We start from the raw sequence: 14,549 nt of genomic DNA, 5'->3' as shown, positions 1-14,549 counted from the left end.
TGTGAGAGGAGTGGTCAGCCCTTGACGGCGCCGACCATGATCCCCTTGCTGAAGTGCTTCGCGACGAACGGGTACACGATCAGCATCGGCACGGTGGCGATGATGACGGTCGAGTACTTGAGCAGGTCGGCGAGCTCTCGACGTTCGAGCTGGGCGGCCAGGTCACCGCCGCCTCCGCCGTCGTTGAGGATGAGGATGCCTCGCAGCACGAGCTGCAGCGGCTGCAGGTCGGCGTCGCGCAGATAGAGCAGCGCGTCGAAGTACGAGTTCCACTGCATGATCGCGTACATCAGCGCGATGACCGCGAGCAGCGGCTTGGCGAGCGGCAGCACGATGGTCCAGAGGATGCGGAGTTCGCTCGCACCGTCGAGCTGTGCCGCCTCGTAGACCTCGTCGGGGATCGACGAGCGGAAGTAGACCATCGCGATGATCACCTGCCAGACGCCGATCGCGTTCGGGAGGAGCATCGACCATCGGGTGTCGAGCAGGCCGAGCGACTGGACGACGATGTACATCGGGATCACTCCGCCGGAGAACAGCATCGTGAAGACGACGCCGCCGGTGAGGGTCTTGCGCCCGAACAGGTTCGCCCGGGACAGCGGATACGCGATGGCGACCGTGCCGGCGACGCTGATGATCGTGCCGACCACGGTGTAGAACACAGAGTTGCCGAATCCGCGGAGGATCGCGGGGTTGTTGAGAGCTTCGGTGTACCCACGGAGGGTGAAGTCGACGGGCCAGAACAGCACCCGGCCGGATGACACCGCCTGAGGGCTGGAGAACGAGCTGGCGACGATGTTCAGCAGCGGCAGGAGCACGACGAGCAGGAAGACCGTCAGCAGCAGGTAGGCGGCGATCACGAAGACGCGATCCGCTCTGGTCTCCTTCACCTTCACCCCGGAGGCCAGGGGGTCCCGTCGGCGGCGGCCGCGCCCTGAGCCCGATCCGACGACGATCTCCTCGGTGAGCAGGGGCTGCTCTCTGATCACGGTGCTCACCACAGCCCACTTCCTGTCACTCGCTTGGATATGCCGTTGACGACGAGCAGGAGCACGAGGCTGATGACGGCGTTGAAGAGTCCGATGGTGGCTCCGAGGCTGAAGTTGGCGTTCAGGATGCCCGTCTTGTAGACGTACGTCGGGATGATCTCCGACGTCGAGAGGTTCAGTGCGTTCTGCAGGAGGAACGCCTTCTCGAACCCGATCGCCATGATGTTGCCGACCCCGAGGATCAGGATGATCGTCGCTGTCGGCAGCAGGGACGGCAGGTCGACGTACCAGATCTTCTGCAGCCGTGATGCGCCGTCGATCTTGGCGGCCTCGTAGAGGGAGGTGTCCACGGACGCGAGGGCGGCGAGGTAGATGACCGCAGAGTACCCGGTGGTCGTCCAGATGTCTGTCGCCACATAGATGTGCCGGAAGAAGTCGGCGCTCGCCAGCAGATCGACCTGACCTGCGCCGAAGAAGCTCAGCGTCCGGCCCAGGATGCCCACGCGTGGAGACAGCAGCAGGATCGTCATCGACACGATCACGACGGTGGAGATGAAGTACGGCGCGTACGTGACGAGCTGGACCGTGCGGGTGAAGAACCGCAGTCGGACCTCGTTGAGCAGGATCGCGAGGATGATCGGCAGCGGGAAGCTCGCGATGAGGGTGTACACCGCGAGGATGAACGTGTTGCCGATGAGCTTGGGGAACACCGGGTTGCGGAAGAGTGCGGTGAAGTTGTCGAATCCCACCCAGGGACTCCCCCACACGCCGTCGATGGGGTTGTAGTTCTTGAACGCGATGACCGCGTTGGCCATCGGCACGTATCGGAACACGATGAACCAGATGACGGGCAGGAGCAGCAGCAGGTACAGCTGCCAGTAGCGGCGCAGGCTGCGGACGAATCGCGAACGTGCGTCGGTGCGTCGAGGACTCGGCGGCGAGATCTCGACCGGTGGTGCGTGCTCAGCACTGAGCTTCATGATCGCCCTCCCAGGGCAGGATTACTTTACGTCGTAATAAAATCACGCCGAGCCGAAAAAGTAAACGCTCGATTTCCGGTCGGCGATTTCGAGGGATCGCTTGCACGTCCATCTCAAACGTGATTTATTGACGTTGTCAAGTAACTACCGGAGGGTCTCATCCCATGACTTCCCGTGCAGACACCGTCGTCGCACTCCGCGCCGCTGGTGCCGCCTTCATCGTCCAGATCTCCGACCCGATCCCCCGTGTGCTGCACTGGGGCGCGGACCTCGGAGACCTCGATCCCGCAGCCGTCTCGGCGCTCGCCCTCACGGCCGGGCCCGCCCAGCTGAACAACTCCCCCGACATCCCGCGTGCCTTCTCCGCACTGCCCACCGAGCACGAGGGCTGGTCGGGAACCGCAGCTCTCTCCGGTCACGCGAGCGGACGCGCCACGACCCCCCGACCTCGACTCGTGGGACACGATGTCGAGATCCCGTCCGACGGCGTCGGCGGGCGCATCGTCCTCCGGTTCGACGACACGATCAGCGGCATCCGCACCGAACTCGCATATCACCTCGACCCGCACGGAGTTCTCGCGGTCGACACGTCCCTCGCACGCGACGCCGCCCTCAGTCCGCGCATCGGTCGGACCCCCTACACGGTGGGCGCCGTGCTGTCGCTGCTTCCGCTCCCCGAGCGCGCGACCGAGATCCTCGACTTCACCGGGAAGTGGTGCCGTGAGCGCTCCCCGCAGCGTTCGCCCTTCGGCTTCGGCACCCACCGTCGCGCCGCGCACCGCGGCAAGCCGGGACACGACTCGCCCTTCCTGCTCGCGGCCGGAACCGCCGGATTCGGCTTCCGGCACGGAGAGATCTGGGCCGTGCACCTCGCGTGGAGCGGTGAACAGCAGTACCTCGCCGAGCGCCTTCCCGAGGGCGCTGGCGTGTTCAGTTCGGTCATCGGAGCCGGCGAGGAGCTCCACCCAGGCGAGATCATCCTCGAAGACGGCGACCGCTACGACGCACCGACCGCGCTGTTCCTCTGGTCCGACAGCGGACTCGACGCCATCAGCGACCGACTCCACGGGCGCCTGCGCGCGCGTCCGACGCATCCGCGCTCGCCGCGACCCCTGGTGCTCAACACCTGGGAGGCGGTCTACTTCGACCACGACCTCGAGCGCCTCACCGCGCTGATCGAGCGTGCGGCGGAGGTGGGGGTCGAGCGCATCGTGCTCGACGACGGCTGGTTCCGCGGACGCCGCGAAGCGGATGCCGGCCTGGGCGACTGGTTCGTCGACGATGAGGTGTGGCCGGACGGACTCGGGCCCCTCGTCGATGTCGTGCGTGCTCAGGGGATGCAGTTCGGTCTCTGGTTCGAGCCCGAGATGATCAATCTCGACTCCGATCTCGCGCGCGCCCATCCGGACTGGGTACTGGGTCCGGCCGAGGGCCTCGGCCCGGAATCCCGGTCGCAGCACGTTCTCGACATCGCGCGCCCCGAGGCGTACGACTACCTTCTCGCGCGTCTCGACGCTCTCGTGCGCGAGCACTCGATCGATTACCTGAAATGGGATCACAACCGCGATCTTCTCGAAGCGGTCAGTCGCGGCGGCGATGGGGACAGGCCCAGCGTGCACCGGCAGACGGCCGCGCTCTACCGCCTGCTCGACGAGCTGCGGTCGCGGCACCCGGGGCTCGAGATCGAGACATGCTCGGGCGGCGGCGGACGCATCGACCTCGGGATCCTCGACCGCACCGATCGTGTCTGGGCCTCGGACTGCAACGATCCGGTCGAACGCGTCCAGATCGAGCGGTGGACGCGCAGCCTCGTGCCTCCCGAACTCATCGGCTCCCACCTCGGCTCCGCGCGATCGCACACCACCGCCCGCACCACCGATCTGTCGTTCCGTCTGGCGACGTCGCTGACCGCGCACGCCGGCATCGAGCAGGACCTCACCGTCGTCGACGACGGCGAACTGGCGGCGATCGCCCGCTGGACCGCGATGTACCGCGAATTCCGCGACCTGCTGCACAGCGGTCGCGTCGTCAACGCGGACCTCGCGGATCCCGCGACATCACTCTCGGGAATCGTGGCCCGAGACGCATCCGAAGCGCTGTTCACCTGGAGCCGGTTCACGACATCGGCATCGGGCCAGTCCGGTCGGGTGCGTTTTCCCGGACTGGATGCCGCTGCGCCGTACACCGTCCGGATTCGCGAAGATCTCGGCGCGTCGAGCAGACACGGTGGAGACCCCGAGTGGGTGACGGCCGCCGTCGCCGTCCCGGTCGAGATGCCGGGGTCCGTCCTCGCCACCGCCGGCGTCCCCCTGCCGACGCTCAATCCGCAGCAGGCGATGCTCATCGAGATCAGGCGCGCAGACGGCTGACGGTCACACCTCCTTCCCATCCCCCGACAGAGCAGTCGAACGAGAGGAAAGCAATGAACGCACACCGACAGAGAAGGAGAGCGGCCTCGTTGACCGCGGCACTCGCCGCGACAGCGATCGTCCTCGCTCTGGCACCTGGCGCGAGCTGGGCCACCGAGGCGACACCGGAACCGACTCCGGCGCCTGAGACGACGCCGACGACGGCTCCCGCGCCGACGGACGACCCGGCACCGACCGAAGAGCCGGCACCGACTGAAGAGCCGGCACCGGAACCTGCTCCCTCGAGCACCCCGGAGCAGGAGCCACCGGCGGATGCGACGCGCACGCCTGCGGACGAGACCGAAGACGGCATCTCGAACCGATCGACCGCCCCCTACATGGGCTGGAGCAGCTACAGCATGCAGGTGTACGAAGGGGGCCAGTGGATCACCGCCGATCAGATCATGGCTCAGTCGGATGCCATGCATGACAAGCTCCAGGATTACGGCTACGACTACATCAACATCGACGCCGGCTGGAACGGAGGCCAGGACGAATACGGACGCCCCATTCCCAGCACGACACTGTTCCCCGACGGCCTCGACGCGGTGATCGACCACGTGCACGACAACGGCCAGAAGGTGGGTCTGTATCTGATTCCCGGGATGAGCCTCGAGACGGCGCAGAAGGCGCTCCCGATCTACGGCGCTCCCGGCTGCACGACCGAGAATCTGCTCAAGCAGCCTCTCCAGCAGGGCGACTACTGGGGTTTCGGGTACCGACTCGACTTCGACAACCCTTGCACCGAGAAGTACATCGACTCGATCGCCGATCTGCTCGGCGAATGGGGAGTCGACTTCATCAAGTTCGACAGCGTCACCCCCGGCTCCGGAATCAGCGACCTGTCGATGGACGCCCGCGAGGAGGTCGCCGCCTGGTCTCGGGCGCTCGACCGCAACGACATCTGGTTCGAGCTCTCCTGGGCCGTCGACATCGACTACGCGGACTACTGGAAGCAGTATGCAGACGGCTGGCGCATCGACTGGGACGTCGAGTGCTACTGCGGCGATGAGGCCCTGACCACCTGGGAGAACGTCGCTCGCCTGTTCCCGAGGCTCTCGGACTGGTGGCGCCACGCCGGGCCCGCAGGCTGGAACGACCTCGACTCCCTCAACGTGGGCAACGGGAAGATGGACGGCCTCACGCGCGACGAACGCCGCACCGCGACGACGCTCTGGGCCACCTCCGCGGCGCCGATGTACCTGGGCAACGATCTGACGAACCTCGACGAGTACGGGCTCGAGCTGATCACCAACCGCGAGGTCATCGCCGTGAACCAGGCAGGCGTGCCCGCTCGCCCCGTCTCGACGGCGACGAAGCAGCAGGTCTGGTACGCACTGAACCCGGATGGCACCTACACCGTGGCGCTGTACAACCTGGGCCGTGCAGACGCCGACATCACGGTCGACTGGTCCGACATCGGACTCGACGGCTCCGCGAAGGTCCGCGATCTCTGGGCCGGCAAGAACCTGGGATCGGAAGCGGAGGGCTTCACCGCCGAGAGCGTGCCGATCCACGGCGTGCGCCTGCTGAAGGTGACGCCCGCGAAGCAGGCGGCACTCACCGTCAACGACGACTCGCTGCGGGTCGGCTACGACGGGGCGTGGGTGCGCAACGACGGCAACGAGGTGCCTGCGACATCGCAGCCCTTCACCGTCGCCGTGTCCGACACCCCGGGTGGAGGCACGCCCGAACCGCCCGCCACCGGGCTGACAGTGACCCTGAACGACGACGATTCACGCATCGGCTACAGCGGGTCGTGGGGCGACAGCAACAACCGCGGGCTGGGCGACCACGGCGACGACGTCCACTACGTCGAGACGAACGGAGCGGCCTTCGAGTACACGTTCCAGGGAACCGGGATCCAGTACGTCACCGAGAAGCACGAATCGCAGGGCGAGGTCGAGGTCTACCTCGACGGACAGCCGGTCGAGACCGTCGACACCTCGCTGCCCGCGGCCGACGGGCGCCTCTCCCAGCAGGTGGTCTACGCCGTCGCCGATCTCGCGAGCGGAAGTCACACCCTGCGGGTGGTCAAGAAGTCCGGATCCTTCATGCTGCTCGACAAGCTCGTCGTCACTCTCGACAGCCAGCTGAGCACGACCTCGGGTGCGTTCAACAAGGCCGCTCCCGCCGACGTGACGGTCGATGTGCTGCGCGACCCGAGTGAGCTCTCCTCGATCAGCCTCGGCGGTGAGCCGCTCGAGCGCGACGCCGACTACACGCTGTCCGGATCGACGGTCACACTGAAGTCGTCGTACCTCGCCGCACTCTCGGTGGGGGACGCGACGCTGGACTTCGCGTTCACCGGAGACCATCTCGACGATGTCCACGCCACCACGGCCGACGGCGACTCCGTGTCGTTCACGTTCCGCGGGACCGGCGTCGCGTGGCTCGGCCCGAAGGCACCCGACCAGGGAGCCGTCGATGTGTACATCGACGGCAAGAAGGTGAAGAGCGTCGACACCCACGCCGAGTCGCGCGTCTCGAATCAGACCCTGTTCGAGGCGACCGGGCTGAAGGACGGCGAGCACACGATCAAGGTCGTGAAGACGTCGGGAGACGTGCTCCGCACGGACGTGTTCCGATACACGGTCAAGAAGGTCGGCTGATCCCCGTCGGGGCGGGCCCCGTGCCCGCCCCGATGCACCGCCGACGAACCCTCTCGCGGATGTCCGCCCCCGGGTGCACACTCTGCAGATGGAGATCACACTCGCACAGCCGGCGGGACTCGTCGTGAGCCCCGCCTTCAGTCATGTCGCCGTCGTCCCGCCCGGGGCCACGACGATCCACGTCGGCGGCCAGAACGGCGTCGATGAGACGGGCGCGCTCGTCTCGACGGATGCCGCCGAGCAGTCGCTCCGCGCGGTCGAGAACGCTCGGATCGCGCTTGAGTCGGCGGGCGCAGGCCTCGACGATGTCATCAGCTGGACGATCTACATCCACCAGGATGCCGATCTTCGTGCCGCCTACGGTGCCGTCGCAGCGACGCTCGCCCGTGATGGCGCCCCTCCGCTGGTGACCGCAGCCCTCGTGGCCGGGCTCGGCGTCCCGGGCGCAGTGATCGAGGTGAGCGCGATCGCCGCCGTCATCCGTGAATGACCGCGGCGCGCCGACTCAGATCCTTCCGCGCACCGGGGTCCGCTCGGCCGAGTCACCGCCCTCGGGCATGGCCATCTCCGCGCGAACGCCGAGCAGTCTGACCTCCCGGTCGTGATCGAGCGTGGCACCGAGCGCCAGTGCCGCCTCGATGACCGTCGCGCGCCGGGTGGTCGGCTCCGGCAACTTGCGGCCGAAGGTCTTGGTCTCGAACGGCGCATAGCGCACCTTCAGATGCACGCGGACGACCGGGCGCCCCTCGGCGGCGCAGTCGTCGAAGGCCTGCCCCGCCAGTTCGGTCAGCGCCGCCTGAACCTCTGCAGTCGTCGTGAGGTTCTGCTGGTACGTCATCTCGCGACTGTGGCTACGGGCCACCCATGGGGTGCTGTCGACCACGGTCGGACCGAGACCCGAGCCCAGCCCGTGGTACCAGACGCCCATCCGCGGTCCGAACTCCGCGATGAGCTCTGCCTCGTCCGCGTCAGCGAGTTCCCGGACCGTCGTGATGCCGCGGGTGGCGAGCCGCTTCTGAACCTTCGGGCCGACTCCCCACAGGCCCCGAGTAGGCCGGTCTCCCATCACGTCGAACCAGTTCTCGGCGGTGAGCCGGAAGACGCCCCGGGGCTTGCCGAACTCGGTGGCGATCTTGGCCCGCACCTTGTTGTCGCCGATGCCGACCGAGCAGTGCAGTGCCGTCGACTCGAGCACCGCGTTCTGCGCGCTGCGCGCCGTCTGCTCGGGGTCGTCCGTGGTCACGCCGAGAAAGCATTCGTCCCAGCCGATGACCTCGAGCACCGCCCCGGGCAGTGCACGCAGTGTCGACATCACCTCGGTGGAGGCCGATTCATACGCGTCGTGGTCCACCGGCAGGAAGACCGCGTTCTCAGGCGCCTTGCGTGCCGCGATCTTCAGCGGCATCCCGGATCCGATGCCGAACTTCCGCGCGTCGTACGACGCCGTCGACACGACGGCGCGCTCCGTCGGATCGCCCCGGCCGCCGACGATCACGGGGAGCCCGGCGAGCTCCGGTCGGCGCAGCACCTCGACCGCAGTGATGAACTGATCCATGTCGACGTGCAGCACCCAGTCGGTCATGCACCGAGTGTGGCCCGTACCGGGCGAGTTGTCACCCCTCGGAGACGATCAGCGCATCACCGAGATCAGCCGATCGAGACGGCGATCGCGGTCGCGATCACGGCGAGGAGCGGCAGCGTGCCCTGCATCACCGCGGCGCGCGCCTTCGTGCGATCGGAGAGGATCAGCACCAGTGCGGCGGCGAGCATCATCCCCGTTCCGGCGAACACGAGAGTCAGTCCCACCGTTGTGAAGCCGATGATCACGAAGCCGACGCCGAGCAGCGCGGTCAGCGCGAGGAACAGGTTGTAGAAGCCCTGGTTGAAGGCGAGCGCCTTCGTCGTGAGGGCGTCCGCCTCGCTCGCGACGCCGAAGATCTTCCTCGTCTCGGGCTCTGTCCATCTCAGCGACTCGAGCGCGAAGATGAAGACGTGGAAGGCGGCAGCGGCCGCGGCGAGGACGAGTCCGACGATGAGCATGACTCGATCGTATCGATGTCCGCTCGCGCTAGATCAGGAAGATCGGCAGAAGCCCGGGGTTGTGGGCGTGTACGAGCACCCCGAACACCACCGCATCGAACAGCAGGTGCACCGTGACGACATAGGCCAGCGAGTGCGTCCGCATGAAGATGAACCCCTGCAGCAGCGCGAACGGGATGGTCAGCAGCGGTCCCCACTCGCGATAGCCCAGCTCCCACAGGAATGAGACGAACACGATCATCTGCAGCACGTTGGCGAGGGCGTCGGGGAAATGCCTGCGCAGCAGGGCGAAGACGGTGCAGATGAAGAACAGCTCGTCCCAGATGCCGACCGCTCCGACGCCGACGAACAGCCGGGCGATGAGGTCGGGCGAGTCCACGACCGGCCAGTTCTGATAGACGCCGCTGGTGATGAAGTAGAACGGCAGGATCAGCCAGCCGAGCACCAGGACGGCGACGAGCCAGCCCCACTGCAGGCGCCCCCACCGGCGATGCGCCCGCCAGGGGAAGCCGATCGCCCGGTCGCGGAACACGAAGCGGGAGACGACGTACGGAACCGCCACCGCGCCGCCGAGGGCGAGCGTGAACCGCAGCATCGCGAGGTTGTCGAGCTCTGCCGCGAGCGGGATCACGCTGACGATGAGCATGCCGAGGGCGATCAGGGACAGGTCTCTGGTGAGTGAGGGCTGACGGCTGGTCCCCACGACTCGGGCGCTCTCGCGACGCGTGCCCACGCGCACCGTCTGATCCGCCGTCACCGGCAGACGGCGCTCGACGAGCCACGCGCTCCCGACGCCGAGTGCGAGCAGCGCCCAGCCGAGCCACGGGATCTGCACCACGAAGAACGCCGGCGCCGCAGCGCACACGAAGAGCGCGGAGACGACCGCCGGCCACGTCGCCGAGATGCGCTGCGCGGTGATCACGCGCGCGACTTCCGCCGATACACGAGATCGCGGATGTCTCGCCCCTTGGCGATCCCCTTGCGTTCGAATGCGGTCATGACGCGTCCATCGAATCGCTCGGCCCAGTCGCCGTCGAAGGCGCGCTCGAACAGAGGCTCCGCGTCGAGCACCTCGCGCATCTGCAGCGCGTAGTCCTCCCAGTCGGTCGCGAGGCGGAGCAGACCGCCGTCACGGAGTGCGCGAGCGGCGGTGTCGGCGAACCCCTGGCGGACGAGACGGCGCTTGGTGTGCTTCTTCTTGTGCCACGGATCAGGGAAGAAGATCCAGACCTCTGCCGCTGCCGCTTCGGGGAGGTACGACGAGAGCACCTCCGGCGCATTCGCCTCGACCACGCGGACGTTGCGAGCGCCTTCGCGGTCGGCGTCGAGCATGGTCCTGGCGAGACCCGCGCGGAAGACCTCGACCGCGAGGAAGTCGTCGTCGGGGCGGGACGATGCGGCGGCGACGATGGCGTGCCCCTGACCGGAGCCGATCTCGACGTACAGGTCCGCATCCCGCCCGTACTCGGAGGCGGGATCGAGACGCGCCTCCGGGTGCACCGAGGTCCAGGCGACATCGCGGGGCACGTCGAGGAGGTAGTGCGGTCCGAGCTCTTCGAACGCGCGCTCCTGAGCATCGGACATCCGGCCGCTGCGGCGCACGAAGGAGACCGGTTCGTCGCGGAAGGTGCGGGGTTCGGGCATGCTTCCAGGGTAGTCGGCGGCGCTGAACGCCACCGACCGCGGCTCAGGAGGCGGGTGCCGTCACGAAGTCGATCAGCTCCTCCACCCGACCGAGGAGCGCGGGCTCGAGGTCGCGGTAGGTGTGCACCTTCGACAGGATGTGCTGCCAGGCGCGACCGGTGTCCGCCTGCGTCTCGTACGGCCACCCGAATGCGCGGCAGATCCCGGTCTTCCAGTCCGTGCCCCGGGGGATCTCCGGCCATCTCGCGATACCGAGAGCCCGAGGGGTGACGCACTGCCAGACATCCACGAACGGGTGGCCGACGATCTTCACATGCCTTCCGTGCGGACCCCGGGCGACGGCGTCGGCGATGCGCGATTCCTTCGACCCGGGCACGAGGTGATCCACGAGGACCCCGTAGCGCCGCGATGCGCTGGGAGGCTCTGCGGCGAGCAGCTCGTCGAGCAGGTCGACTCCCTGCAGGAACTCGACGACGACGCCCTCGACCCGCAGGTCCGCTCCCCATACCTTCTCGACCAGCTCGGCGTCGTGCTTGCCCTCGACCAGGATCCGGCTGGGAAGCGCGACCCTGGCTCGTTGATCGGCGGCGACGAACGAGCCGGATGCCGTGCGTCGGAGGCCCTGCTCCTTCGCGGCCGGGACCGTGAGCCGCACCGGTGATCCGTCGATCAGGAACCCGCCTCCGAGCGGGAAGAGGCGCTTGCGCCCCACCCGGTCCTCGAGTTCGACGTTGCCGCCCTGCACCCGTGTGACCGCTCCGCAGAATCCGTCCTGCGCCACCTCGACGACGAGATCGAGCTCGGCGGGAACCTGCGGCACCGGCTTGGCTGCTCGTTCCCTCCAGCCGGCAGCGAGCACATCGGATCCGTACCTGTCGTCCATGCCATCCAGCGTATGTGTCTCCGCTGAGGGCGAACGGCTATCCCCGCTCGGAAGGTGTCGCGTGTCGGCCTCTGTGCATAGACTCGTGCCATGGGGCTCGGCTGCCGGTCGGAGGGAACACGATGAAGACACGGTGGCTGGCGCTGGCCGCACTGACCGCGGCGGCTGCAGCAGCCGCGTTCTCCGCATCTGCTGCCTCCGCGACCGACCCCGTGACGCTCGACTCGGGATACGTGACGGACGACGCCGACGTCCTCAGCCCGAGCCAAGAGGACGCCGTCGAGGCTCGACTCCAGACGCTCAGCGACAATTCCTCGTCCGATCTCTTCGTCGTCCTCGTCGATGACTTCACCTCGCCGACCGACAACGTCGCCTGGGCCGATACCGTCGCAGAGAACAACAACCTCGGCTCCGAGCAGTACCTGCTGGCGATCGCGGTAGAGGGACGCAGCTACTACATCTCGGCAGCACCCGACGGCCCGCTCAGCGACAGCGAGCTCGACGACGTGGAAGACAAGATCCAGGGTCTGGCCGCACAGGAGGACTGGGAGGGCATGATCGTCCTCGCCGCCGACGAGATCGAGGGCGACGGCGGTGCGGGCGCTCTGCGGGCCACACTGATCGTGGTCGCCGTCATCGCGGTCGGCCTGATCGTCTGGCTGGTCATCGCCCTCATTCGCCGCGCGCGTCGCAATGCCGCGATCCGCAGGCGTGGCGCCATGCCCGAGACGCCCGATCCGAACGATCCGTTCTCCACGCTGACCGACGAGCAGGTGGAGACGCAGGCGGGGGCCGCACTCGTGCAGGCGGACGATGCGATCACCTCGAGCCGCGAGGAGCTCGGCTTCGCCGTCGCCCAGTTCGGCGACGCGGCGACCGCCGAGTTCAGCGGAGCAGTCGAGACCGCGAAGTCGAAGATGTCCGAGGCCTTCGATCTGAAGCAGAAGCTCGACGACGAGATCGAGGACACCGTCCACGATCGCCGCGCCTGGCACATCCGCATCATCCGGCTGTGCGACGAGATCGACGACGTCCTCGACGAGAACACCGACGCGTTCGACGCGCTCCGCAAGCTCGAGCAGAACGCACCACAGGAACTCGACAGAGTCCGCGGCGAGCGAGCCGCTCTCGTCCCGCTTCTGACTTCCGCGGCTCCCGCTCTGGCCGCGCTGTCCGCCACCTACGACGCATCGGCACTGAGCACGGTGTCCGACAACCCGGCACAGGCTCAGGAGCGGGCAGCCCTGGCCGACCGCTCGATCGAGGCCGCGCAGCAGGCGATAGCGGCCGGTCGCTCCGGCGAGGCGGCGTTCGCCATCCGCACGGCCGAGCAGTCGGTGGCGCAGGCGACACAGCTGGTCGAGGCCATCACCGCGCTGGGCACCGAACTCTCCCGTATCGAATCGCAGGCGCAGGCTCTCGTCGCCGAGCTGCAGGCCGACATCGTCGCGGCACAGCAGCTGCCTGACGCCGGAGGCACGCTCGTCGCGGTCGCGGCCGCAACCTCGCAGCAGCTGCAGCGTGCGCAGGCCGACCTCTCCGGAGCATCGCGCAGTCCGCAGCGCGTGCTCGAAGCGCTCAGCGCGGCGAACACGCAGATCGACGCCGCGATCGCGGAGGGCACCCAGGCCGTGGAACGGGCGCGACGCGTGCAGCAGCTTCTCGAGCAGACCCTGACGCAGGCGGGCTCAGAGATCCGAGCAGCGCGCGAGTACATCGAGACGCGGCGGGGAACCGTCGGCTCCACGGCTCGCACCCGCCTCTCCCAGGCCGACGCGACCCTTACTCAGGCCGTGAGTCTGCGGTCGTCGGATCCCGAGACCGCGCTCGCAGAAGCAGGACGCGCGCTCGAACTCGCCCGGCAGGCCACCTCATCCGCCCAGGCGGATGTCGCGGCCATGAGCCCGAGCCGCTATGAGAGCGGATGGGGCGGCGCCGGCGGCAGCATCTTCGGCGGCGGATCAGGCTCCGGCGGTTCCGGCCTGGGCGGCGACATCCTGGGCGGCATCATCGGCGGTCTGCTCTCGGGCGGCGGCGGCGGAGGCGGCGGCTCCTCGCGCAGCAGCAGCTGGCGTTCCAGCGGTGGCGGCGGGTTCCGCAGCTCCGGTTTCGGCGGAGGCGGCGGCAGCCGCTCCAGCGGCCGCAGCGGCCGTTCGGGAGGGCGACGCTTCTGAACCGCACACCTATCGACCCCAGACATCGAGTCCGACCCTCTGAAAGGAACCACGCATGACCAAGCAGTCCATCTTCGGACGTATCTCGACCCTCGTCCGCGCGAACATCAACTCGCTCCTGGACTCTGCGGAAGACCCGCAGAAGATGATCGACCAGCTCGTTCGCGACTACACGAACAGCATCGCCGACGCCGAGTCGGCCATCGCCGAGACCATCGGCAACCTGCGTCTGCTGGAGCGCGACCACGAGGAAGACGTCCAGGCCGCCACCGAGTGGGGCAACAAGGCTCTCGCCGCCAGCCGCAAGGCCGACGAGATGCGCTCCACCGGCGACGCCGCCGATGCCGACAAGTTCGACAACCTCGCGAAGATCGCTCTGCAGCGCCAGATCAGCGCCGAGCGCGAGGCGACCGGGGCCGAGCCGCAGATCGCCGCTCAGACCGAGATCGTCGACAAGCTGAAGTCCGGCCTCAACGGCATGAAGGACAAGCTCGGCGAGCTGAAGAACAAGCGCAGCGAGCTGCTCGCCCGCGCCAAGGTCGCCGAGGCTCAGACGAAGGTGCAGGATGCGGTCTCCTCGATCAACGTCCTCGACCCCACCAGCGAGCTGGGACGTTTCGAAGACAAGGTCCGCCGTCAGGAGGCCCTCGCCCAGGGCAAGATCGAGCTCGCGGCATCCAGCCTCGACGCTCAGTTCGAGAGCCTCGAAGACCTCGGTGAGCTCACCGAGGTCGAGGCTCGTCTCGCCGAGCTGAAGGCGGGCGGCTCCGCCCCTCGCCAGGCCATCGAAGGCTCCTGACACACCTGCGGGTGCCTCGG

At 67.8% G+C, this 14,549-nt stretch carries 12 protein-coding genes; 5 read left to right on the top strand and 7 right to left on the bottom strand.

The window, feature by feature from the left end; genetic code table 11:
* Positions 1 to 14: 14 nt before the first annotated feature.
* Positions 15 to 998, bottom strand: a complete 984-nt coding sequence (locus AB0P11_RS15135) for a carbohydrate ABC transporter permease (RefSeq protein WP_233277305.1) — start codon at positions 996 to 998, stop codon at positions 15 to 17.
* Positions 995 to 1,969 (bottom strand): ABC transporter permease subunit, encoded by a 975-nt coding sequence (locus AB0P11_RS15130; protein ID WP_082297779.1) that lies wholly within the window; start codon positions 1,967 to 1,969, stop codon positions 995 to 997. The genes AB0P11_RS15135 and AB0P11_RS15130 overlap by 4 nt, the downstream gene beginning before the upstream one ends.
* Positions 1,970 to 2,133: 164 nt before the next feature.
* Here AB0P11_RS15130 and AB0P11_RS15125 point away from each other — a divergent pair, with 164 nt between their 5' ends.
* The 3 genes from AB0P11_RS15125 (at position 2,134) to AB0P11_RS15115 (ending at position 7,479) form a co-directional block, all read left to right on the top strand.
* Positions 2,134 to 4,338 (top strand): alpha-galactosidase, encoded by a 2,205-nt coding sequence (locus AB0P11_RS15125; RefSeq protein WP_363522785.1) that lies wholly within the window; start codon positions 2,134 to 2,136, stop codon positions 4,336 to 4,338.
* 89 nt (positions 4,339 to 4,427) lie between these two features.
* Entirely contained in the window at positions 4,428 to 6,989 is a 2,562-nt protein-coding gene (locus AB0P11_RS15120; RefSeq protein WP_363522783.1) for a X2-like carbohydrate binding domain-containing protein, read from the top strand.
* An 88-nt stretch (positions 6,990 to 7,077) separates the two neighbouring features.
* Positions 7,078 to 7,479 (top strand): RidA family protein, encoded by a 402-nt coding sequence (locus AB0P11_RS15115; protein WP_056279023.1) that lies wholly within the window; start codon positions 7,078 to 7,080, stop codon positions 7,477 to 7,479.
* A 15-nt stretch (positions 7,480 to 7,494) separates the two neighbouring features.
* Here the strand turns inward: AB0P11_RS15115 and AB0P11_RS15110 are convergent, their stop codons facing one another.
* The 5 genes from AB0P11_RS15110 to AB0P11_RS15090 form a co-directional block, all read right to left on the bottom strand.
* Complete coding sequence (locus AB0P11_RS15110; protein WP_363522781.1) at positions 7,495 to 8,571, bottom strand: DNA polymerase IV; 1,077 nt, start codon at positions 8,569 to 8,571, stop codon at positions 7,495 to 7,497.
* Between the two features lie 65 nt (positions 8,572 to 8,636).
* Positions 8,637 to 9,029 (bottom strand): DUF1304 domain-containing protein, encoded by a 393-nt coding sequence (locus tag AB0P11_RS15105; protein WP_053095709.1) that lies wholly within the window; start codon positions 9,027 to 9,029, stop codon positions 8,637 to 8,639.
* Positions 9,030 to 9,057: 28 nt separating this feature from the next.
* Entirely contained in the window at positions 9,058 to 9,951 is an 894-nt protein-coding gene (locus AB0P11_RS15100) for a CPBP family intramembrane glutamic endopeptidase (RefSeq protein ID WP_056278327.1), read from the bottom strand.
* A complete protein-coding gene (trmB, locus tag AB0P11_RS15095; protein ID WP_053095707.1) occupies positions 9,948 to 10,673 on the bottom strand; it encodes a tRNA (guanosine(46)-N7)-methyltransferase TrmB in 726 nt (241 codons plus the stop codon). The genes AB0P11_RS15100 and trmB overlap by 4 nt, the downstream gene beginning before the upstream one ends.
* Before the next feature lie 43 nt (positions 10,674 to 10,716).
* The gene (locus AB0P11_RS15090) at positions 10,717 to 11,556 is read right to left on the bottom strand and encodes a DUF3097 domain-containing protein (RefSeq protein ID WP_056278323.1); all 840 of its coding nucleotides are present in this window, start codon (positions 11,554 to 11,556) and stop codon (positions 10,717 to 10,719) included.
* 122 nt (positions 11,557 to 11,678) lie between these two features.
* Here AB0P11_RS15090 and AB0P11_RS15085 point away from each other — a divergent pair, with 122 nt between their 5' ends.
* Together AB0P11_RS15085 and AB0P11_RS15080 are read left to right on the top strand one after the other, a co-directional pair.
* On the top strand, positions 11,679 to 13,730 hold the full coding sequence (locus AB0P11_RS15085) for a TPM domain-containing protein (RefSeq protein ID WP_363522777.1): 2,052 nt from the start codon (positions 11,679 to 11,681) through the stop codon (positions 13,728 to 13,730).
* Positions 13,731 to 13,785: 55 nt separating this feature from the next.
* The gene (locus tag AB0P11_RS15080; RefSeq protein ID WP_053095704.1) at positions 13,786 to 14,529 is read left to right on the top strand and encodes a PspA/IM30 family protein; all 744 of its coding nucleotides are present in this window, start codon (positions 13,786 to 13,788) and stop codon (positions 14,527 to 14,529) included.
* The last annotated feature ends 20 nt before the right edge of the window (positions 14,530 to 14,549 follow it).

It is taken from the genome of Microbacterium sp. NPDC079176, from assembly GCF_040686675.1.
Lineage (GTDB): Bacteria > Actinomycetota > Actinomycetes > Actinomycetales > Microbacteriaceae > Microbacterium.
The sequence above is the reverse complement of the archived record's forward strand: the minus strand, read 5'-3'. Positions and strand labels throughout refer to the sequence as shown.